This is a genomic window from Pseudomonas sp. Z003-0.4C(8344-21) (assembly GCF_900104975.1).
Lineage (GTDB): Bacteria > Pseudomonadota > Gammaproteobacteria > Pseudomonadales > Pseudomonadaceae > Aquipseudomonas > Aquipseudomonas granadensis.
Genome location: NZ_LT629756.1, coordinates 2,517,454 through 2,536,489 on the forward strand (window position 1 = coordinate 2,517,454; position 19,036 = coordinate 2,536,489).

The following is a 19,036-nucleotide window of genomic DNA, read 5'->3' on the forward strand; positions in this document are numbered from 1 at the left end:
TCCGTGCGGGCCGCATGAATGAGTTAAGAAGGGGTTTGCACTGGCGGTAGGGCGGTATAAAACGCGGTAACTTTGTCCTGAAGCATTTTTTGCGCGGTGGCTTTGTCTCTGGAGCTGCCGGTGTAGTGGCTTTTCCCGCAGAAAGTGAAACAGCCCCACCATCTGCCACCCTTGCGGCCATCCCAGTAAACATGGGGCTCCGCAGCTTCAGCCTTTCCGCTGGATCGGTTGTGCAAGTTGGCTAGGTGCGTTACATCCCTGAGATTCGCGAATCGGTTATCGAAGCCGTTGCGATTGATGTGGTCGATCTCATTAACTGGCCACTCGCCCGTCATGTACAGCCAGGCGGCTCGGTGAGCCATGCACCGCTTACCATCTATCCGCAACATCACGTAGCCGGAGTTGTTGACCCCGCCAGCGATTGTTCCGGCATGCTGGTTGGACACTTTGACCCGCCGCGTGAAGTGACCGGTTTCAGGATCATAGATAAAAAGCTCTTTCAACCGAGCCTGCGTGATTTCCATGGGCAATACCGGTCTGATGCCGCGACGTGCGCAGCGCTTGAAGTTGAAAGTCAGGAGGTGATGCGATCGGCGAGGGCGCTGAGCAGCATCAGGAAGGTGTAAATCGCGAGGACACGGAACGATCCGCGCCGAATGAGGATGCGGCGGGCCAACTGCCGGCTGGTCATCGGAAAACGTTGTAGGTGGTGGAGCGCGGCACTTGGCAAGTATCCTGGCCGTCTTTCACGATGCCGTAGGCGCCTGCGCCGGCAATCAGGATCACGACGAGAAACCAGTACAGGAGATTCATTGGCGAGCCCTCACAGCGATGCGGCCTTGTTTGATGGCTGCCACCAGTGGAGGAGGGAGCGCCGAAACAGGAAGCTCGCGAGGGATGCCAGCGCCGACAACTGCGAGGCTGCGTGCAATCTCCTCCAGTTGCTCATCGATAAGCGTTTTCACCAGATGGGTTGTCATGCCGAAACTCCTTTCAGATGCGTGTTGCGCTCGACGAACTTGGCGTCCAGCGCATCCCGATAACGATTGGCGGTGCGGGTGTCGATGATCTGGGCGAACTCCGCCATTTCGATCATGCCCATGACGTAGGTGCGATCCGGCACCGGAGTGCAGGATTTGCGCATCTTCGCGATTTCGAGGTCCAGCCGGGCCAGTGCTACTTGGTTGCTCATAACGCGTCGTCCTCGGCAGCTTCTCGCTCAGCGGCGACCGCGTCGGCGGCGTGCGGGCGGAGTAGGTCGGCGGCGATCGCTTCCAGCTCGGTGACCGGGCTGTCCGTGCCCAGCAGGTGCTTGGCGTGGGTCAGCGCCTCGGCCGGACTGCCAACCACGACGGCCAACACCAGGTTGGCGAACGAGTCGCGATCATCCAACCCGTCGATCTGCCGCTGATTCAGGTGATGCTGAAGGTGTTCGGCGTACTGCGCTGAGGTCACCCTCCGCACCGGGCCGCGCCGGCGCTTCCATTCCACATCCGAGCCGCACACCAGCTGTTCAGCGGCGCTTTCCAGCCATTCCCGATCCTCGTCCGACTCGCTCACCGCCGGAGGCAACTGAGCGTCGAAGTTGGCCTGACAGAGTTTCAGTGCTGCGTTCATGCGACCTCCGGCCAATGGCGCTCAATGCTCTGTTTTGCGTAAATGGACAGCCGCTGGTAACTGTTCACGCCGCCGCAGCCAGGCATGGTTCCTTCCAGCTCGACACAGGCGCGGATGTCGCAGCGCCGCGAGCAGACCCAGCCGCCGTAATGACAGCGGTGGACTTCACCTTTCGGCTCGGGGTGATAGGCGAGGCCGCCTTTCCACGATGGCGAGCCGCGCAGTTTCAGCCCGCAACCTCGGCAAACTGCTTGTGTGTCAGTGCAGTTGTGCATGACGACCTCCAGTGTTTGGGTTAGGCGGAACGGGCAGCGATCTTCGCGGCTCGGGCAATACCGCTTGGCGAGTTCGGGGTAGGCGTGAACCAGTTCCGGTTGAAGTCGCACATCGCCTCGGATGGCGAGTCACCAAAACCCGCTACTCCGGTTTGCATATCTGAGCCGTACAGAGCGCACCACCTGGTTCCATCAATGGAGAGGGTTGGGCGGTATAAAACGCTAGGCTCTGTCATGCACTCGTTGATGCTGCTGAAGCACTGGCTCGCGTAGTGCGAGATCGAACCGCATGCCATTTGGCTGAATTCGTCGTTCATCGCTAAAACCTCTTTGGTTGATCCAACAAAACTCGCAATGCACTCATCCGCTCCGCTGGTTGCCGTTGGGCGCGGAGGGGAGTGCATTCGGGTGGTGTCGGGGGAGGTTGGCCCGGTCTCGCTGCTGGCGACAGACCGGGTTTGCATCATCAAGTTGTCTTCGTGCGATGGGGTGGCCTACCTCATTCGGCCGATGCGCGGTGACATCGACGGCCTACTGTCCGCTGCCTGTATGAGTGATGGGCGCCGGCCTTCAGGCTTGCCGCGCCGCGCAGGTGAATCGCTCACTGTTACATGATGGTCATCCTCCTATTGCACGCTCACTGGGCAGGCAGTGGCCACCTATCGAAGCTGCATTGGAATGTCGGTCCTGACCAAGATGCCTAACTACGTCCGCCCGTTCGCATACAAACAGTTGGCCTGGATCAGCTTTTTTCATGGGGCGCCGACATTCCGATGCAGCCTCTTTCGAGGCGTTCGGGCAGTTAACGACAGGCTGTCGTGGCGCTGGTTGTCAGAGAGTCGCTGCAACCTTGAGAGAGGCGGCGCAGGACGTAATCGCGTCCTTGGCAGCCTGCTCGATGTTTTTGGCGATCACCTTGTTCACGTCGTTGATCGCCGACTTCGCGCTCTTCTCGAGCGTGTCCTTGATGTAGAGCTTCATCAGAACGGTGAGGCGCGGGCCTGATTCGCGCCAGTTGTAGCTGTCCTTCGACTCGTCTTTCGACTGGCCGTGGTAGTCGACCTTCTCGCTCATGTACACCTCAGCGCGACTGGCGATGTACTCCTTGAAGGTCATCGGTTCGCCCTTCGGCTCGCCGTAGTGGCTGGTTTTGCGCATGTCGGCCGATTCGATGATTTCGCCAACACGCGGCAGAACGTGCTCAGCAAACATCGCGTCGATCTTCTGGTCGACCGCATCCTTCACGCGCTTTTCAATCTGCTGCTTGAAGCGGGACGCTTGCGTGCTTTCTTCGTCGTCCTCTCCGTAACCGGTGGAGTAGAGAAGGGCGTGCACCGCCTGGTCCACGATGCGATCGGAAAGGTCGGTTGCGCTCACGCCCAGCGCTTCAAGGGTTTTGATGTCCATGCCTGTCACCTGCTGTTGTGCCCAACTGGGCGGTTGATTTCCCGTCTGGCCCTGTCGCCAAGGCCAGCCAGTGAAATCGTTATGCAGCAGCTTTGCAGTCGGCCGCCGTCATTCGATGTCCGTCTTCGCACTCAACGACGCGCACTCCGCTGGTGAGTCCCCGTTCAGCGTTGAGCCTGTTTGCCTCTCGGATGCAGGCGTTCAGGTCGGCGTCGGCGAAGACTTGCAGCTCACCGCGCAGCGTGATGTGAATTACCTTATTCATCGTCTTGCCCTCGGTTGTTTTCCCAACGCACCCGTCACCAGGTGGATCAGGAAAAGGCCCGTCATGCTGAGTAACCGGCCCGCACGACGTCACTCATGCATACAGTTGCCGTGCCGCGCAGACTGTTTACTTGCTGCTCGCGCTTCAGGCGCTCTGCCTTCGCCAGATATTCGAAAGTCGGATGGAAGTAGCACTCAGGCTTGTGGCCGTCTTTCTTCATATGGCCCAGCTCGCCGCTACGTACTGCTGCGTTGAGGGCCTTGCGAAGGCTGGCCGGGAGGCTGTTCACCACCATCCTGAAGCGCTCGTTGCGAACCATCTGCACGTTCGCTTGATCTGCGGTCAGCTCGCCTTTCTGCATCAGGTCTTGCAGGTGCTCGATGTCGTTCTGCCGTGCCATCTGTTTATCTCCCGTTGGATTTCCAATGCCGCCTCATAGAAGCGGCATCAGTAAATCTGTGGTTTTTCCCCGCACCCGCTTACCGGGTCATTCACTCAGTTCGGTCAACACCTCGTCCGCCGTCGCAGTGGGCTGCGCGTGGGCAGGCTTTCGGGCCTGTCGGATCGCCGGTCGCCGGTAGAGGCAAGTGCGGTTTTGTTCATCGGTTTACTGACCTCCCACCGATGGAGCCGGGAGTGACCTAACCGGACTGGCCGGGTAGTCGTTCATGGCGCTGGTTGTTAAAGAGCGGCGCGGCTTTCGCTGCTGGCCGGCGGTGTTCGTTGCTGGCTTGAGATGAATTTAAGCAAGCTGAAATATACATGTCAAGCATGCTGAATAAATTAATTCAGATTGCTGAAATGTGTAGGCGATAAAAAGCCCGCTCGATGGCGGGCTCATTTATGCGTCGCAGTATTCTCGCCAGCCGATCCTGACAGTGCCGCCCTCTAGGGTCTCGACCCGGACGCCAGAGGTCTCGCCGATCTCATCCAGTAGGCGCTGCCAGTCCTCTGGTGATTCATGATCCAGCCTCGCCACTGTGACCGCCTGTACCTTTTGAACGCTTGGAGCGGCGATCAAGGCTTGCAGGCGGCGGCCTGCCGACTCATACGACGAGGACGGTTTCGATGTGGTGAATGCGGGACTGGGCATGTGGCGCTCCTTACCTAGCTGTTTTTATATACAGTATTTATGTTCCTCGGCATTGGCAAGCGCCCTTATGCATTACTGCATAGATTTTGCGAGCCACTTTCTCTTGGGCAACAAAAAGCCCGCGCATAGCGGGCTCTGTTTTGCTTGATGGATCAGTCCGCAATCGGCGGGTACTTACCGCTCACCGAGTCTCTATAGACGAGCTCGCAGAATAGCCGCGGGCCGTCACGCATAGTGACCAGCGCCCGCTTTGCCTCTTCCTTCGTTTCAAATGGGCCAGCACCCACAGCCAGGCCGATCATAGGAACAACCGGGAGTCCGGTGCTGGTAATTGCCTCAATGGTTCGCTGCCGCTCTTCTTCGTCACGGCAGGCAGTTGATGCAACCCACCCATTTTTCAGTTTTGTGGGGGCTACTGGTTCAACGTCTGCACCGCAGTGTTTGCACTTAACCGCCGCTGTCTTGATGCTCTCGGCACACAAAGGGCAAGGGCGCGTGTCTTTCTCTACCTGGGCAGCAGCAGGGGAGCCTTTACCACCCAGCAAAACCATGAGCAGGCCGGCGAGCGCAATCACTCCGCCAACAATGGTATGGATCTGGCGGTCAGCCATGAGCCCCAGGTTATTCACCCTGCCGCCGGCGCCAGTCGGCACGGAGACTTCCATACTCAGCGCGAAAATCAGCCAGCACACGCCGACGATCAGCGCGAATGTCCCAAATCCTTTCATTGGATCTCTCCCGTAATTGAGCCCGCACTTTATCATTCGTGGCGTACAGCCACCATTTGCGAAAGACAGGGTCGTCAGAATTGTGAGGAGATCATTTTGCATTCTAAGACGCCGGTACGACCTTCCGTATCGCCCACCTGCCTCATGCTGCTTCCGGCCATGGAGAATCCTGACTGTATGGCTTGATGCACGTAAACGTTCTCGCCAGCCACAGCCACAACCTTTATCTGATCTGTGTTGCCGCCGTCTGCCGTAATGATGTGCCGACCAGGTGTGACCTCGGTGTAGAGATAGCTCATTGGTACCGTTTTCCCAAGAACCCGGCCATCTACAGTTACCGGCATCTTGATCGCTCCGCCACGGTATTCATTGCGATAAATATATAAACCAGCCATGCCTGAAGCGGGCGAGAATTGCTTCGCTACAACGTCTTCCCGGTGATTAGCCATGGGTACGGAGGCGCAGCCAGCGAGAGCGAGTAGGGCGATTACAAGGAGGTTGCGCATGACGAAATCCATTTGGCAGGGCAGATACAAGAAGCCCGGCGCTGGGCCGGGCTTTCGAATTTAGGCCGCGAGCGACCTTATATCTTCTATAAGCTGAGACGCGGTCTTGAAAACCAGAACGCTTGCGCTTTCTGCCAGCGCAGAAGCTGCCTTACCTACGTCTTGAGGGTTGGCCGACTCTAAAATCACCAGGCGTCTTGCTTGTGGTGCGGCATTCTTCAGATCAACCATTTTCCCTAAGGTGCTGTAGACGGACAGCCAGTGTGGCTTGTCATCCTGAGCACTTACGGTCTGAATGATCTGCGGATTGCCAGACTCGACATCAAGCGCGAACTGGAACTTAAGGTTGTGGCCGCTCGCGCCCTGAACCTCATAGTCCCTTTTCACTCGCTTGGGGAATCCGGCGCGAAGAGCCTTCGAAACAATCTTCTCAAATTTAGATATGGGCGCGGGTCGCCAAGCATCGCAAGCTTGGCTGATCTGGCTCGCCGCTTCGATAAATCGAGCCATGTAGTACGGCACATCTTTTTCGGCACACGAAGCATGCAACTCACCGCTTTCGGATAGGGCAATGTGGCAATCCGCCGCGATGGCAGCCAGTTTCGCGGCTTTGTTCGCATTGGGGCTCACGCCCATCGTCATCGCGTGGAACAACGTATCTGCGTTGTCGGTGATGCGAACTCGACCTTGACCAATATCTTGAACGTACGCTCCGATCAAGGTGCCGTCAAAGGACAGGGAGATAGGGCTTTCTAGGTAAACGAGGCCGCTATTGATATGCGTACACGCTAGACCGAAGGCCTCGGTAATATGTGTGCAGTTCATATCAACCTCATTTGTGGCTCATCGTTTTCCGTCGGTAGATTTAATGGTGGAGCGCCGATGATATTGGCACGACTTAGGAAGACCTGCCACAAGCTTGAGACGGGCTGTGCTTTAAGAGGCTCGATGTACCCGTACGATGCCTCAGGGACCGGGAGATGGATGTGAGGGTGAGAAATCTTCTGCATAAAAAACTCCCTCCCGATACCGACCTTGTTCACATGATTCGCTGAACCGTTCTCATCTATCCCGAAGACGCGGGCATTATTGACCAGCAGGGTCATATACAGCTTGTCCGGCACATCCTGGATTAGACTTGGCTTGTAGTCGAGTTGTAGGAATAGGCCCTCTGGACGCACATTGCTCACTTGAAGTGCTGTCCGGAACTTGAAGCTGGAAGGCCACTGCTTTACCGATGTTTGAACCCATTCAATGGAGTCGCCGGCAACCCAATGCTTTTCCACTTCAAGGCCAGCTATTGCTTCTTCATAGGAGATTTTTGAAGGCTTTGCCATTCACGCAATGCTCCGCATCTGCATTCCCTTGGCGCCCTCAATGGGCTGCTCGCATACGTTATAAAAAAACCGACTACTCCGGTTTCGCTCTGGTGATGCGTTGATCCCTGACCTCATCCGCATAGCCCGCCAGCCGATCCTCAACTGCCTGGTAGCTCGCTGCAATCTTCAGCAGCTCCTTGGCTTCATCTTCTTGGCCTGCCTCGGATAGCCGGGCGGCTGCCTGCATCAGATCCACGCCGGACCACTTGAGCAGAGCCGCAGCCTCTTTCAGATCGCGGCACAATTGCTGGCTGGTTTTGGGTGGCGGGCATGGCTACATCTAGCTCAGTAGTGAAACTTCTGTGTTGCTTGCACTACGACGCCAACTATCCGGCAGTTTTCATCGAAGACTTCGGTCGGGTATCCGGGGTTGAGCGGCTTTAGGTAGAGCTTTCCGCCGTCGCTGACCAGTTTCTTAAAGGTCGCCTCGTTGCTGTCTGGAAGTTTAGCCACAACAAGCTTGCCTGGCGCCGCTTCTACTTCGGTATCCACCAGGATAAGTGAGCCCTGGGCGATGCTCGTACCTACCGGCGAGGTCATCGAGTCGCCTTTGACTTCAAGCCAGAACGCCGGGCCTTTCGAGTTGTACTCGGAAAACTCGTAGCGATCCGATATGCCTGCAGGGTAGGGCTCTACAGCCTCGGCCCAGGAGCCAGCCGATACCCAACTGATCACTGGGTAGCGGAAGCTCTGAGAAGGCTGCTCCGTCATCGAGACGTTGGGCTCTGACGCCTCCTGCTCCGCACCCTCACCAATAGCAAGCCACTCTGCTCTGAAGCCAGTTGCTTTTGCCAAGGCGTAGAGATTCTCTGGCCGGAGGCTTTTGCTCTCGCCAGTAATCCATTGAGTGACAGCAGAGTTCGCGACGCCGCACAGCGCCGCAATTTCGCCCTTCTTTTTCCCGCTGAGCTGTATAGCTCGGGCAATACGTTCATGTCTTTCCATGGACTCAATATTAAGTTAACTGAATTTAAGCATGCAGTAGGCGGAAAACTCCGTTGACGCAATCACTTAAGCATGCTGAAATTGCGTCAGAGTCGAACGAGGATGCGAAATGAATACGCATGAAGTCGCCGAATTCTTCGGCAGCAAGACAAAGCTGGCACTAGCTCTGGGCATCCGCCCGAGCGCTGTGACCATGTGGGGGGAAACCATCCCCGAATCCCGGCAGTACCAGATTCAGGTTCTTTCCAAAGGAAAGTTCAAGGCAGCAAAGAAGGCACAAGCCGCCTGACATCCCAGTCCGCCGTTTCATTGAAGCCATCTTGACCGCAACCTCCCCAAGGAAAAACTAGGACATGAAAACGCCCGTACTAGAGACCCGCCGCCAAGTTATGGCAGCCGTGTCCAACGCTTTCCCTGGCGGGATGGATTGCGCAGCGGCTCGCCTTGGCATCAAGAACAAGCGTCTGGAAAACCAGATCTACGAGACAGCAGGCTGCAAGCCGTTGAGCGATGCCGAGATATTCGTGCTGGAAAGCGAAACGAAGACCGAGCATCTGCCGGACTACATCTGCGCCATGTACGGCGGTGTGTTCGTGAGGATCCCGGAGGCGGGGGAGTTGGACAACGTCGACCTGTACCAGCGCTCGCTGGCTGCATCTGCACAACGCGGCGCCCTTGATCAGATGGTTGCGTCAGCTTTGGAAGATGGCGAGATCGATGCGAATGAAGCAAAGAAGATCCGCGCCCTGCACGCCAAGTACATGTCGGCGAGCCTTGAGGCTATCGGGGCGGTGATTGAGTTGCACAAAGCCCGCGCATAAATCGCAGGCACAAAAAAGCCAGGTTCGTGGCCTGGCTCATTGCTACTTCAGCGAGGCAATAATGAATACACAGAATGCTTACGTCAATACCCCCAACAATGTCGCGACACGTTTTTCCAATTCTGAAAACGTGTCGCGAACAGTTTCTATGTCCAGCTTGGAGCTGGTTCAGTTCATCAATTCAAATCGCGAACAGGGCGATCCCGTACTCACCCATAAAAACCTGATGGCCAAAGTGCCTCGAGTTTTGGGTGCAGATCAATCGGCTAAATTTTCAGCCGATTACATGGACAGTCGAAGCCGCTCCCAAAAATGCTTCGTCTTCCCAAAGCGGGAAGCATGCCTCATCGCGATGTCCTACAGCTATGAGCTCCAAGCGCTCGTTTTCGACCGGATGACGGCACTTGAGGATCGCGAACGAGCTCGCTCCAGTCCATCCAATCCGAAGATCGTCGGCGAGCTGGCAATTCTCGAATGCTTCGATCGCCTGCTCAAGCCAGCGGCGTCGAGCAAGATGATGATGCTTGCCCAAATCGCCGCCAACAACGGACTTGATGCCAAGTTTCTGCCCGGGTATGCCGTCGATGCTGCGCCTGATGCAGCTGGCGGATCTTCGATGCCGACGAAGTCAGCCACAGCGCTACTGAAGGACAGCGGCATCCGCTGCGCGCCGGCGGCTTTCAATCGTGCGCTGGCCGACCATGGCTTCCTCAAGCAGCTCCAGCGCAAGAACTCCAAACACGAGATGGTCGACTTCTGGTCCGTGACTGAAAAGGGCCTCAAGTACGGCAAGAACCTCACCAGCCCTCAATGCCCGCGCGAGACGCAACCCCACTGGTACGTCGACCGCTTCCTCGAACTGGCCAAACTGGTCGGGAAGGCCTGACATGCAATACACCGTCACGATCAATCAGGTGAAGGCGCTGGAGTGGGGGCTGAATTCTCAGCAGGCCCTGCTGTTCGCGTTCGTCTACGGCTGCCCGAGCTGGACCAAGCCAATCAAGACTGACGACGGAATCTTCTTCGCGCTGAGCAAGGCCAAGATCATCGAGGAGCTGCCGCTGCTCACTGACAAGCCAGACACTGCTTACCGCATGCTGAAGGCCCTGGAAGAAGCCGGGCTGATTGAGCTTTCCAGCACTTCGAACATCACGCTGTTCCGCCTGACCGAGAAGGCGATTGAGTGGAACCAGAAGGTGGATGGGTCGGAAAAATATCCGACCCCACCAAAGAACGAAGGTCGGAAAAAAATCCGATCTACCTCGGAAAAAAATCCGAGCAAGGTCGGAGAAAAATCCGAACAAGGGTCGGAAAAATCTCCGACAAATCAGGATACCAATCATCAGGGTACCAATCAGGATACCAGTCAGGACTTGCAAGGCAGCCCGGACAAGCCGGCCCGCAATCTGGTTCTGGTGGTTGATCGAACCGATGCGCCACGGGTCGAGATTCCCGCTGACATGCCGGGGCCCAAGGATCAGTCCTGCAAAACCTTCAAGGTCTGGGCGAACTACGCCATGGCCTACCGCAAGCGCTACAGCACCTGGCCTGTGTGGAACGCCAAGGTCGGTGGCCAGCTCGGCCAACTGGTTGACCGCCTCGGCGCCGATGTCGCCCACCACGTCGCCGCCCACTTCCTGAAAACCAGCGATGCCGCTGTGCTCCGCAAGTGCCACAGCCTCAACGAGCTGCTGGCCAACGCCGAGAGCTACCACACCCAGTGGGTGACGGGGCAGCGCATCAACGGCACGACTGCCCGCCAGATGGAACGTACCGAAGCGAACGTCTCCGCCGCCGAGCAGGCCGCGCAAATGGTCTTGGCCAAGCGCCAAGCGGGAGAGCGCAATGAGTACCTTTGAAATGAACGACCAGCAAGTTGCCGGGCTCGCTGCTGCGATCTGCGCCACCGCCGAAGCCATGGGTCAGGAAATGAACCCAGGCACCGCGGCGATCATGGCCGAAGACCTCTGCGCTTACCCGGTACCGGTTGTGAAAGCCGCGCTGAAGGCCTGCCGCTTTGAAGTGAGAGGCAAGCTGGCAATGGCCGACATTCTCCAGCGCGTTCAGGTTGCAGATGGTCGTCCGGGAAAGGACGAAGCATGGGCGATCGCCATGACCACAAATGACGAGTTTGAAACCGTGGTGCTGACCGACGAAATCCAACTTGCGCTGGCTGCAGCGAAACCCGTGCTCGATGCGGGCGACAAGGTCGGCGCGCGCATGGCGTTCAACAGTGCTTACGAGCGTCTGGTGGGGCAGGCCCGGGAGGACAGCAAGGAAGTGAACTGGCATGTGTCGGTCGGCTTCGACGCCAACCGCCGCACACAGGCGATCACCAAGGCCGTGCAGATGCAGCGAATCCCTCAGGAGCGCGCTCAGCAGTACCTGGCCGACTTGAGTGTCGTGCCGGTCACTGAAGACGGTCGGGCCGTCGTAGCGCTGCTCACCGGTGAGGTTGCGCGGCCTTCGCCAAAGCTGCGCGAGAAGCTCGCCGCGGTGAAGGATTCGATGCTCGCCATGCGCCAAGCATCAGCCGAGGAAAAAACAGAAATGCGAATTCAGGCAGCCAATGAGCTGGCGGATCGCCGGGCGCTGCTCATTCAGCAGGCCGAACAATTGGAAGCAAGGAGTGCGGCTCAATGAGCATTGATAAACAAAAATTCCAGAAGCTGCTGTGGGCCGAAGCCGCGTCCTTCCGTGCCGACTGCGCAGACTGGAAGCGCAACACCGAGGCGCTGCAGGAATTTCTCGGGGAGAAGACCGTGGAGGAGGTGGCGCTGGAGCTGCTGGCCGAGAACGATCGTCTTTCCGCATCGCCGGAGCGCCAGATCATCCGCGCTGCTGTAACCGAAGCGGTCAAGGGCATTGCCGACGCCGCAGCAGCGGATGCCAAGGCTGGGACGCTCAGGGAGATTGAGCAACTCAAGGCCGAGAACGAGGCGTTGCGAAGCGTGATGGCGTGCGTAGTAAACGAGATACCTAAACACACCAGCGGCAATGGCAACGCGCCCGGGCACTGTCACGCCATCCCTGGAGTTTGGGATCAAGGTAACGGCGCAAAGTCTGGTATCGAATGCGCCTGGTGCAAAGTCTGGAATGCCGCGGTGGCGATGAGCGAGGGACAGCCAGTCGCCTGCGGGAGCGAGCAGCGCAAAACTCCGACCGAAAAGCCCATTCCAGAGCGCTCTGCCTGTAGGAGCGAGAACCCATGAATCCCGAATACACAATTCGCGACCGAAGCGATATCAACCGCTTGGCCGGCGCCTTGCACGCCATCGACCTGAGCAAGCCCAAGGTGGTGGTGATCCGCGACGAGAAGCGCCCGGACGTCTGCAACCGCAAGATGTGGGCAATGCTCAAGGACGTATCAGAGCAAGTGGTCTGGCACGGCAAGAAGCTGACCAGTGAGGACTGGAAGTGCCTCTTCAGTGCCTCGCTGGAGAAGCAGCGCGCGGAGCCCGGCCTCGACGGTGGCTTCGTCGTGATGGCCGTATCGACCCGCAAGCAGTCGCAGAAGTGGTTCAGCGATCTGTTCGAGCTGATGCACGCCTTCGGCGCCGAGCATGGTGTGCGCTGGACTGAGCAGGACAAGTGGGGAGGGCGGTATTGATGAGCGATGGACTTGGAATCACCACTGAAACGACCGTGTTTTTGTCCGTCGACAAGCTGGTCAAGGAAATGGACGCGGAAGACATCGCAGGGTTCTGCAGTGCTGTCGCGCTTCGACTGGATAGCGAGTATGCGAATAGAGCGGAAGCGGCTAGCGAGTTCGCCGGCGGCCTGTCTGAGTTTGGCTGCCGGTTTCTTGCCGAAGTGGTGGCGAACTTTTACATGCGTGAAAAGCGGGAGAGCCGCCGATGATCGCTGCCAAGACGCCCAGGCCGAAGAAGTGCAAGAACCCAGCGTGCGGCATCAGCTTCCCGCCGCAGCGCTTGGGGCAGGCGGTGTGCAGTCCGAAGTGTGCGCTCGCCATTGCGTCAGCGAACACCGAGAGAGCTCGCAAGGCCATCGCCCAGCGTGACCGCCGCGAGATCAAGGTCCGCAAGGAGAAGCTGAAGAGCAGGGCGGATCACCTGCGCGAAGCACAGGCGGCTGTGAACGAGTTCGTCCGCCTGCGTGACGCGCACCTGCCGTGCATCAGCTGCGACTCGATGCCGAACGACAACGACCTGATGACGGGCAGCCGCTGGGATGCCGGGCATTACCGATCCATCGGTGCCTGTCCGGAACTGCGCTTCGAACCGCTGAACATTCACCGCCAATGCGTGAAGTGCAACCGCAACCTGTCCGGCAACGCGGTCGAGTACCGCATCCGGTTGGTGCAGCGCATCGGCGCCGACAAGGTGGCCTGGATCGAAGGGCCTCATAAGCCCCAGAAGCTCACCGTCGAAGAAATCAAAACCATCAAGGCTGAATACCGGGCCAAGACCCGCGAACTGAAAAAGGGGCAGGCAGCATGACTTATCGCAACGTGATTTCCGCCGTAGTCCGCGCACTGGCGGCCGAGACCATCAACTCCGCCGGCGGCTGCGACTTCGAACCAAAGGTTCAGTGCGCCAAACAGAAAGGGGCAATCGTTGGCAAGGAAGCCGCCTTTCTCCAAGACTGCTGGGTTTTCGGCCGCCTGCACAAATCGCTGTCAGCTGCGCATTGGCGCGCACTCGTAGCGAAGTACTCCACGCACACTGAGCGCAAGCACGCCGCTATCGCGGAGCTGACAAAAGTCACGCGTTCGCCGGCGCCTGAGCGCTTCCTACATTGCGCGGTCGTGACCTGGGCACTGCCCAAGCTGGCCGGCGTTGACGGAAAGCGCTCAACCAATGTGCTGCCTGCTGGCTGGTACGAGATGGACAACTGGTCGGATGAGCCGCATCCGATCAAGACTCAGGAGCGGTGGAGACGAGATATCCGGAAGGCGCTGGAGCGCGAAGTGGATGAGGCATTGGTATGTGCTCAAACGCTGCTGGATGCTGATGAACTGATCGAGACAAAAGCCGCTTGACTGTCAGTGAGCTAATGAGCCATTATCTACCCATCCTGTCATTCCTGCGCGTTTAGGAGTGACCATGAAAGCCCGGCAATTAGCTGGGCTTTTTCGCATGTGGGGTCCAAGGAAAAATTCGTATGGAAATGTGGGAATACGTGAGAAGGCTTTTGGCTGGAGCAACAGGTGGAAACCAATCGTTTATGCCTGGGCTTATCGCTGGTACCTATTTCAGGGATTTGATCGCGAAAAATCTCGATACCAAGCATCCCATCCATGAATTTTCTGATTTGGCTGATCTGTTTTTCGAGCAGCTCAAAAACGAAGGACTTATTCGTCCTGCCGAAGTTCGCCCAGGGCCAGCTGTGATTTTGGGGGCCGTGGAGCGAACCCAGTTGGGAGATCAGCTTCTGGAAGCTCTTTCGAGACGCGGCGGCGTGGCTTTTTTCGAAAGTGTTCAAGCAGAAATTGACAGCGCCACCGTGCTCCGACTCCTGCACCAGCTCGATTCGTAATTTGTTTCGTTTCTGAACCCGGCCACTGCGCCGGGTTTTTTATTGCCTCGAATTCGACTCGTTGGGAGATACGCATGAAGCTGAAGGCCAAAGCCAATTTGCTGGAGCGCGACAGAACAGCGTGGGAGGCAGTCGCGCGGCAGGTTGGGGAGACGGACTTCTCTCGCCATCCACAGACCGGCGAATACCTCCACTCAGGTGTCGCCATGGGTTGGCGCATCCACAAGAAGAATCTGTAGTTTCACCTGTAGCCAGGACAGCCCTCGGGAAGGCCTGGACGTCGATAGCCGGATATTGCGACGCACGGATCAACGCAGGCAGCCCGCGCTGACCTCACAATGCTTTCAGGGGTGGCGCGAGACAGGAACAGCGAGATCGATGCAATGGGGCGTCGACGCTGGGATGGTCTTTGGCTGAAAGCTCGGAAAGACGAGCGCACCTATTTTCGCATCGCGCGATTTATTCGCATCCAGTCTCGGTAGGCTGCCGTTCGTTGAGCATCCGCCAGAGCTTTGGCATCAGTAAATCTCGCCCAAGCTTCGTTGCTAGAGTCGCAATCAATGATTTTGTAGGCAGCTTCCTCCAGCAGATCTGCTTGTCGGAACATTTCGGTATTCGCGGCGATTTGGTCATCCCAGAATCGCTCGCCTGATAGATCTGAGGTGCTCTCGAACATCTGCCTAAGCCTCCTCCCATGTGAGGGCCGCAGTTGCGCGCCATTTCACGTCGGTGATGCCGAACCGCTCGGCCAGAGGCTTCGAAACACGCTTCAATGGCGGTCGTCCCGGCTTGGGAATGGGGGCGATACCCGCGTCACAGCTCGCCCATTGCCACGCTTCAGAATTGTTCATCAACTTGGCTCGAATGATGAAAGATCTCGGCTCTCCGTGGAGGCTGTACTCGATCTTGTAAATATCCACGCTACTCACGACCGCACCTTTCCGTTGGCTTATGAGGTAGTGATGGCTGGGTAGCGGTAAAGATTCAAAAAAATGTCTGACAATTCTTAATTAACTGATCTTGCTCACATTTCTAAGCGGTTCAGTCCCTATTCAGGGCCTCTGCATTCGCGAGGCCCTTTTCGTTTTCGGCTCCCCACACCCATAGCCCCGAGCTGGGAGTGCAGCGGACGCCGGATTTATCAATCTCCCCAAGGGGGAGGCAACCCGGATGCCAAACATGCCTGACAAGCCAGACACATGGGCCAAGCTCTGGCTGGCGTTGAGCAATCCGCTAATGGCGGGCGTCATCATGGCCATCACCGTTTGCTTGCTTCGCGTCATCTACGACGGGAAAGAAACCAGCGTGCGCCGTATCATTTTCGAGGCGCTGATTTGCGGATCGCTGAGTCTGGTCGCGTCCAGCGTTATCGAGTGGATGGCGTGGCCTTCAAGCCTATCGATCGCTGCCGGTGGAACGATCGGCTTCCTCGGCGTGACAGCCATACGCGAGCTGGTGACCCGCTTCCTCGGTCGCAAGGCGGATGCCGCATGAAGACCTTTGCTGCTGCAATCATCATCGCCCTGGTAGCGATCCTGCTCGTCGGTATTCAGCAGTCGCGCGTCGTCGCCCTTCGCGGGGAAGTGGCATTCGAAGCCAGCGAAAAGAAGAAGGCGGTCGACGCCAACCTCGAAAGCCAAGCCACGATCACCACCCTGCGCCTCGAAGCCCAGCGCAACGCCGATTACCAGAAAGACCTGAACAAGCGGTTGCAGGCCAGCCAGGCCAAAGCCAGAAAGGCGGAGAAGAACTTTGAAGAACTCAAACGCAACAGCAAGCCTGTTCGTGATTGGGCTGCTCAGCCTCTGCCTGACGGCCTGCGCGGTAAAGCCGCCAGTGGTAACAAAGACAGCGGCGGTAAGAGTCGAGCCCCCTGAGCTGGTGCCATGTGAGCGGGTAGCTGATGAAGACCTCGCCGACAACGGCCAGCTGTGGGAACTGAAGAACCAAGCCATCAACCTGCTCGACACTTGCGCAGACCAGGTGGACGCGCAGATCAAGCGCAGTCAGAGCAAGTAGGTCGCGACACGTTTCGCGAGAGTGCAAATTGTGTCGCGACACGCGACGAGGAGAGCAGCATGGATAACCAACACAAGAAGATCACCGGCTACCGCGACCTGACCCAGTCTGAGATCGACGGCATGAACTCGATCAAGGCGCTGGAAGCCGACGCCGGCGAACTGTTCAAACAGATCGGCCAGATTGAAGGTGTTGACCCACGACTGCTGGCGCTGGCCAAGACCAATCTCCAGCAGGGCTTCATGTGGTTCGTTCGCTCGATCGCCAAGCCTGCTGACCCCTTCAGCTGATGAGCAATGTAACCCGCTTGCGCCACGCGCTGCCGATGAGCCCTGAGACAATAAGGCTGTGACCGAACTGGATATCGCAATCACCAGGGCCATCGAAGCTGCCAAGGCTGCTGGACTGCCGCAAGGCCTGATCGTTGCTGAGCTGCACGGCCACGCCCAGGTGCAGACCAACATCATGGTGAGTTGAAGCGGGAAGCAGCAGTAGGTTGATGAGGGTGATAGTTCGAATGTAGTTGCGCATAGGTATTGCCTGAAAAGTGGATACCGACCCAGCATCGGGTATCGGCCTTTTCAATTCATCTCAACCCTGTGCAGTTCCTCTCACCCCTCCGACTTCGTGGAGTTTCATGGCATGACGACCATTGCCTACAAAGACGGTGTGATCGCATACGACTCTCGAGTGACTCGCGGCTCACTCATCGACCACGACGACTACGAGAAGCTCATCCATAGGAATGGGCATCAGTTCCTGTTCACGGGTTGTGGTGCGGACTTTGCCGCCCTGATGGATGAGTTTTTCGGGGTGAAGGTCAGCGATAGGCCGCTCGATGCAAATGGGCTTGTCGTCACCAATGGCAGGCTTTGCCAGATTGGTCGCGACGCCGAGAGCGGATTTTGGCTGGACGAGGTATGGATGGAGCGTTCGTTTGCCATCGGTAGCGGACGCGACTTTGCGCTCGCTGCAATGGATATGGGTGCAACAGCCAAGGAGGCTGTCGAGGCTGCCGCGAAGCGTGATGTCTATACCGGCGGGGCGATCCGCACGCTGATCATTGGTCCGGGCAAGGCTGGGTAGGTGTGCCGCAGGTGAGTGCGGCACTGGCAGATCACTAGTTGATTCCCATCAATACCGGCATACAGCCATCATTTCAAGTCTCAGAGTAAATCCATGACAGCCAAGCAACCCGGCTGGGACGGCATTGAGCGAGCCGCGTAATTAGGTGGATTACGGCTTAATGCCCATGCAGGCATCGAGCGACTTTCTGGCTCTTTCTAAAGCCGCCAATGTTTCCTGTCGGAGCGCTCCCTTCGGTGAAAAAACGTCAAGTGCCGAAATAGCGAGTTTGCTCTCCAATCGTGAGATATCCGCCAAGTATGGTTCACAGCGCTTGTCGGATGCTGCGAGAGCCTTGTAGGTCTCAGCTTCTGCGTGAGAGTTCAAAGCGTCTCGATTAACGGACGCGAGTTGTTTATCAAGCTCTTCGAGACGTACCTCTTTTGTAGCAAGATTGATCTGACTCTGGCGCAACGACTCATTTAGTTGCTTGATTTCGAGGCGGGAAGCATCAAACTCTTTTCTTACTTCTGTAAGCGTGTCGGTCAGATGCTTGACATCGCTCCTAAGCTGGCTTCTTTCATCCACTACGTTGATTGCGAAAATCAACACTGCCGTGATCGCAGCAAACCACGTTCCGTCCTTAAGCAAGCTGAGTAGCTTGAACCTAGGGGGTTTAGGTTCGTGGTGGTGTAGGTCTGTCATTTAATAGAATTCTCGTTCGGTCATCATCAGCGAGAAGCTACCATCTTGAAGCGATAAATGGGGAGAGCATGAAAAGACCGATGCCTTCCACTACATGGCTTGAGCCACAAGATGCGGGTAGGTTTTGCCCCAGTATTCGTCTCACCCCCGCCCCCGAAATATCGGAGTGGATCCAGACCGAGATCCTCGCTGTCACCGGGAGCATCCACAACGAAGACCACGCCCATCTGATCGATGCGGACATTCGTGTGATGTGGGCGTCTGCCGCATTCACGAAGAAGGGGCGCACGGTGGTGGGCCAGGCCGAACAGGTAGCGTTCCGCGCCGGCGGTTGGCAGAAGGCCCGGATGGAACAGCAGATGCGAGATTGGTTCGGCGACGTGCCGGCCTACATCATCACCCTGGCTGCCGATTACTGCGCTCAGTGTTCCGACGCTGACTTCTGCGCACTGGTCGAACATGAGCTGTACCACATCGCTCAGGCGACCGATCAGTACGGCGCACCCAAGTTCACCCAGGAAGGATTGCCCAAGCTTGAGATGCGCGGACACGACGTTGAAGAGTTCGTCGGTGTTGTGCGTCGGTATGGGGCGAGTCCTCAAGTGCAAGAGCTGGTGGACGCTGCAAACAGTCCTGCTGAGGTGGGGAAATTGAACATTTCGAGGGCCTGCGGAACCTGTCTGCTCAAGTCGGCCTGACTTTGACAGTACTT

General features: G+C 57.4%; 37 protein-coding genes and 1 pseudogene. 19 read left to right on the forward strand and 19 right to left on the reverse strand.

Translation table 11 applies throughout. The features are described from left to right. Positions 1–23: 23 nt before the first annotated feature. From BLU24_RS11610 to BLU24_RS11680, 16 genes are all read right to left on the reverse strand, one after another. Positions 24–524 (reverse strand): HNH endonuclease signature motif containing protein, encoded by a 501-nt coding sequence (locus BLU24_RS11610; RefSeq protein WP_093100241.1) that lies wholly within the window; start codon positions 522–524, stop codon positions 24–26. A gap of 163 nt (positions 525–687) precedes the next feature. Then, positions 688–813 carry a hypothetical protein gene (locus tag BLU24_RS28085; protein ID WP_269458777.1) on the reverse strand — a complete coding sequence of 42 codons (126 nt, stop codon included), beginning with the start codon at positions 811–813 and terminating at the stop codon, positions 688–690. Further along, positions 810–980, reverse strand: a complete 171-nt coding sequence (locus BLU24_RS27775) for a hypothetical protein (RefSeq protein ID WP_172833266.1) — start codon at positions 978–980, stop codon at positions 810–812. Before BLU24_RS27775 ends, BLU24_RS28085 begins: the two co-directional genes overlap by 4 nt. Further along, positions 977–1,192, reverse strand: a complete 216-nt coding sequence (locus BLU24_RS11615; RefSeq protein ID WP_093100243.1) for a hypothetical protein — start codon at positions 1,190–1,192, stop codon at positions 977–979. Before BLU24_RS11615 ends, BLU24_RS27775 begins: the two co-directional genes overlap by 4 nt. Then, entirely contained in the window at positions 1,189–1,617 is a 429-nt protein-coding gene (locus tag BLU24_RS11620; protein ID WP_093100246.1) for a hypothetical protein, read from the reverse strand. Before BLU24_RS11620 ends, BLU24_RS11615 begins: the two co-directional genes overlap by 4 nt. Continuing rightward, positions 1,614–1,892 (reverse strand): hypothetical protein, encoded by a 279-nt coding sequence (locus BLU24_RS11625; protein WP_093100249.1) that lies wholly within the window; start codon positions 1,890–1,892, stop codon positions 1,614–1,616. Before BLU24_RS11625 ends, BLU24_RS11620 begins: the two co-directional genes overlap by 4 nt. 831 nt (positions 1,893–2,723) lie before the next feature. Next, on the reverse strand, positions 2,724–3,299 hold the full coding sequence (locus BLU24_RS11635) for a hypothetical protein (protein ID WP_093100254.1): 576 nt from the start codon (positions 3,297–3,299) through the stop codon (positions 2,724–2,726). A gap of 79 nt (positions 3,300–3,378) precedes the next feature. After that, entirely contained in the window at positions 3,379–3,564 is a 186-nt protein-coding gene (locus BLU24_RS11640; RefSeq protein ID WP_093100257.1) for a hypothetical protein, read from the reverse strand. A gap of 61 nt (positions 3,565–3,625) precedes the next feature. Then, a complete protein-coding gene (locus BLU24_RS11645) occupies positions 3,626–3,964 on the reverse strand; it encodes a hypothetical protein (RefSeq protein WP_093100260.1) in 339 nt (112 codons plus the stop codon). 441 nt (positions 3,965–4,405) lie between these two features. Continuing rightward, entirely contained in the window at positions 4,406–4,657 is a 252-nt protein-coding gene (locus BLU24_RS11650) for a DUF1654 domain-containing protein (RefSeq protein WP_093100263.1), read from the reverse strand. A gap of 152 nt (positions 4,658–4,809) precedes the next feature. Further along, a complete protein-coding gene (locus BLU24_RS27990) occupies positions 4,810–5,487 on the reverse strand; it encodes a hypothetical protein (RefSeq protein ID WP_231990204.1) in 678 nt (225 codons plus the stop codon). Beyond that, the gene (locus BLU24_RS11660) at positions 5,460–5,891 is read right to left on the reverse strand and encodes a DUF2846 domain-containing protein (RefSeq protein ID WP_157720835.1); all 432 of its coding nucleotides are present in this window, start codon (positions 5,889–5,891) and stop codon (positions 5,460–5,462) included. Before BLU24_RS11660 ends, BLU24_RS27990 begins: the two co-directional genes overlap by 28 nt. A 60-nt stretch (positions 5,892–5,951) precedes the next feature. Continuing rightward, positions 5,952–6,716, reverse strand: a complete 765-nt coding sequence (locus tag BLU24_RS11665; RefSeq protein WP_093100268.1) for a DUF1828 domain-containing protein — start codon at positions 6,714–6,716, stop codon at positions 5,952–5,954. Further along, complete coding sequence (locus BLU24_RS11670) at positions 6,713–7,228, reverse strand: hypothetical protein (RefSeq protein ID WP_093100271.1); 516 nt, start codon at positions 7,226–7,228, stop codon at positions 6,713–6,715. Before BLU24_RS11670 ends, BLU24_RS11665 begins: the two co-directional genes overlap by 4 nt. 73 nt (positions 7,229–7,301) lie before the next feature. After that, positions 7,302–7,466, reverse strand: coding sequence for a hypothetical protein (locus tag BLU24_RS11675; RefSeq protein ID WP_442965776.1), 165 nt, complete (start codon positions 7,464–7,466; stop codon positions 7,302–7,304). An 89-nt stretch (positions 7,467–7,555) separates the two neighbouring features. Next, positions 7,556–8,215 (reverse strand): LexA family protein, encoded by a 660-nt coding sequence (locus BLU24_RS11680; protein ID WP_093100275.1) that lies wholly within the window; start codon positions 8,213–8,215, stop codon positions 7,556–7,558. A 109-nt stretch (positions 8,216–8,324) separates the two neighbouring features. Here BLU24_RS11680 and BLU24_RS11685 point away from each other — a divergent pair, with 109 nt between their 5' ends. From BLU24_RS11685 to BLU24_RS27575, 12 genes are all read left to right on the forward strand, one after another. Continuing rightward, positions 8,325–8,504, forward strand: a complete 180-nt coding sequence (locus BLU24_RS11685; RefSeq protein WP_058415369.1) for a Cro/CI family transcriptional regulator — start codon at positions 8,325–8,327, stop codon at positions 8,502–8,504. A gap of 64 nt (positions 8,505–8,568) precedes the next feature. Continuing rightward, positions 8,569–9,036, forward strand: coding sequence for a YmfL family putative regulatory protein (locus BLU24_RS11690; protein WP_093100277.1), 468 nt, complete (start codon positions 8,569–8,571; stop codon positions 9,034–9,036). Positions 9,037–9,097: 61 nt separating this feature from the next. Next, the gene (locus BLU24_RS11695; protein ID WP_093100279.1) at positions 9,098–9,922 is read left to right on the forward strand and encodes a Rha family transcriptional regulator; all 825 of its coding nucleotides are present in this window, start codon (positions 9,098–9,100) and stop codon (positions 9,920–9,922) included. Between the two features lies 1 nt (position 9,923). Further along, positions 9,924–10,895 (forward strand): phage replication protein, encoded by a 972-nt coding sequence (locus BLU24_RS11700; RefSeq protein ID WP_093100281.1) that lies wholly within the window; start codon positions 9,924–9,926, stop codon positions 10,893–10,895. Beyond that, positions 10,882–11,679, forward strand: a complete 798-nt coding sequence (locus tag BLU24_RS11705) for a hypothetical protein (RefSeq protein WP_093100283.1) — start codon at positions 10,882–10,884, stop codon at positions 11,677–11,679. The genes BLU24_RS11700 and BLU24_RS11705 overlap by 14 nt, the downstream gene beginning before the upstream one ends. Beyond that, positions 11,676–12,248 carry a hypothetical protein gene (locus tag BLU24_RS11710; RefSeq protein WP_093100285.1) on the forward strand — a complete coding sequence of 191 codons (573 nt, stop codon included), beginning with the start codon at positions 11,676–11,678 and terminating at the stop codon, positions 12,246–12,248. The genes BLU24_RS11705 and BLU24_RS11710 overlap by 4 nt, the downstream gene beginning before the upstream one ends. Then, positions 12,245–12,646, forward strand: coding sequence for a recombination protein NinB (locus BLU24_RS11715; protein ID WP_093100287.1), 402 nt, complete (start codon positions 12,245–12,247; stop codon positions 12,644–12,646). The genes BLU24_RS11710 and BLU24_RS11715 overlap by 4 nt, the downstream gene beginning before the upstream one ends. Beyond that, positions 12,646–12,897 (forward strand): hypothetical protein, encoded by a 252-nt coding sequence (locus BLU24_RS11720; protein WP_093100289.1) that lies wholly within the window; start codon positions 12,646–12,648, stop codon positions 12,895–12,897. Before BLU24_RS11715 ends, BLU24_RS11720 begins: the two co-directional genes overlap by 1 nt. Then, complete coding sequence (locus BLU24_RS11725; protein ID WP_093100291.1) at positions 12,894–13,496, forward strand: recombination protein NinG; 603 nt, start codon at positions 12,894–12,896, stop codon at positions 13,494–13,496. The genes BLU24_RS11720 and BLU24_RS11725 overlap by 4 nt, the downstream gene beginning before the upstream one ends. Continuing rightward, positions 13,493–14,038 (forward strand): hypothetical protein, encoded by a 546-nt coding sequence (locus BLU24_RS11730; RefSeq protein WP_093100293.1) that lies wholly within the window; start codon positions 13,493–13,495, stop codon positions 14,036–14,038. Before BLU24_RS11725 ends, BLU24_RS11730 begins: the two co-directional genes overlap by 4 nt. Positions 14,039–14,160: 122 nt before the next feature. After that, the gene (locus BLU24_RS11735; protein WP_093100295.1) at positions 14,161–14,535 is read left to right on the forward strand and encodes a hypothetical protein; all 375 of its coding nucleotides are present in this window, start codon (positions 14,161–14,163) and stop codon (positions 14,533–14,535) included. Between the two features lie 74 nt (positions 14,536–14,609). Then, the gene (locus BLU24_RS27575; protein WP_157720836.1) at positions 14,610–14,774 is read left to right on the forward strand and encodes a hypothetical protein; all 165 of its coding nucleotides are present in this window, start codon (positions 14,610–14,612) and stop codon (positions 14,772–14,774) included. Positions 14,775–14,974: 200 nt separating this feature from the next. Here BLU24_RS27575 and BLU24_RS11740 read toward each other — a convergent pair whose 3' ends face one another. Both BLU24_RS11740 and BLU24_RS27995 read right to left on the reverse strand, forming a co-directional pair. Then, a complete protein-coding gene (locus BLU24_RS11740) occupies positions 14,975–15,211 on the reverse strand; it encodes a hypothetical protein (protein ID WP_093100297.1) in 237 nt (78 codons plus the stop codon). 4 nt (positions 15,212–15,215) lie between these two features. Beyond that, entirely contained in the window at positions 15,216–15,464 is a 249-nt protein-coding gene (locus BLU24_RS27995) for a DUF6555 family protein (RefSeq protein ID WP_093100299.1), read from the reverse strand. 241 nt (positions 15,465–15,705) lie between these two features. Here BLU24_RS27995 and BLU24_RS11750 point away from each other — a divergent pair, with 241 nt between their 5' ends. From BLU24_RS11750 to BLU24_RS11775, 6 genes and pseudogenes are all read left to right on the forward strand, one after another. Next, complete coding sequence (locus BLU24_RS11750) at positions 15,706–16,029, forward strand: phage holin, lambda family (RefSeq protein WP_038861473.1); 324 nt, start codon at positions 15,706–15,708, stop codon at positions 16,027–16,029. After that, positions 16,026–16,412 carry a hypothetical protein gene (locus BLU24_RS11755; RefSeq protein WP_093100301.1) on the forward strand — a complete coding sequence of 129 codons (387 nt, stop codon included), beginning with the start codon at positions 16,026–16,028 and terminating at the stop codon, positions 16,410–16,412. The genes BLU24_RS11750 and BLU24_RS11755 overlap by 4 nt, the downstream gene beginning before the upstream one ends. Next, positions 16,372–16,554, forward strand: a complete 183-nt coding sequence (locus tag BLU24_RS28000) for a hypothetical protein (protein WP_047297581.1) — start codon at positions 16,372–16,374, stop codon at positions 16,552–16,554. Before BLU24_RS11755 ends, BLU24_RS28000 begins: the two co-directional genes overlap by 41 nt. A 59-nt stretch (positions 16,555–16,613) precedes the next feature. Continuing rightward, positions 16,614–16,844, forward strand: coding sequence for an Acb2/Tad1 domain-containing protein (locus BLU24_RS11765; protein ID WP_004573849.1), 231 nt, complete (start codon positions 16,614–16,616; stop codon positions 16,842–16,844). Next, positions 16,844–17,031: pseudogene (locus BLU24_RS28005) on the forward strand (hypothetical protein). Before BLU24_RS11765 ends, BLU24_RS28005 begins: the two are co-directional and overlap by 1 nt. A gap of 165 nt (positions 17,032–17,196) precedes the next feature. Beyond that, positions 17,197–17,640 (forward strand): proteasome subunit beta, encoded by a 444-nt coding sequence (locus BLU24_RS11775; RefSeq protein ID WP_093100306.1) that lies wholly within the window; start codon positions 17,197–17,199, stop codon positions 17,638–17,640. A 150-nt stretch (positions 17,641–17,790) separates the two neighbouring features. Here BLU24_RS11775 and BLU24_RS11780 read toward each other — a convergent pair whose 3' ends face one another. Then, positions 17,791–18,324 (reverse strand): hypothetical protein, encoded by a 534-nt coding sequence (locus BLU24_RS11780; RefSeq protein ID WP_093100369.1) that lies wholly within the window; start codon positions 18,322–18,324, stop codon positions 17,791–17,793. Positions 18,325–18,404: 80 nt separating this feature from the next. Between BLU24_RS11780 and BLU24_RS11785 the strand changes: the two genes are divergently transcribed. Then, positions 18,405–19,022 carry a putative metallopeptidase gene (locus BLU24_RS11785; protein ID WP_093100372.1) on the forward strand — a complete coding sequence of 206 codons (618 nt, stop codon included), beginning with the start codon at positions 18,405–18,407 and terminating at the stop codon, positions 19,020–19,022. The last annotated feature ends 14 nt before the right edge of the window (positions 19,023–19,036 follow it).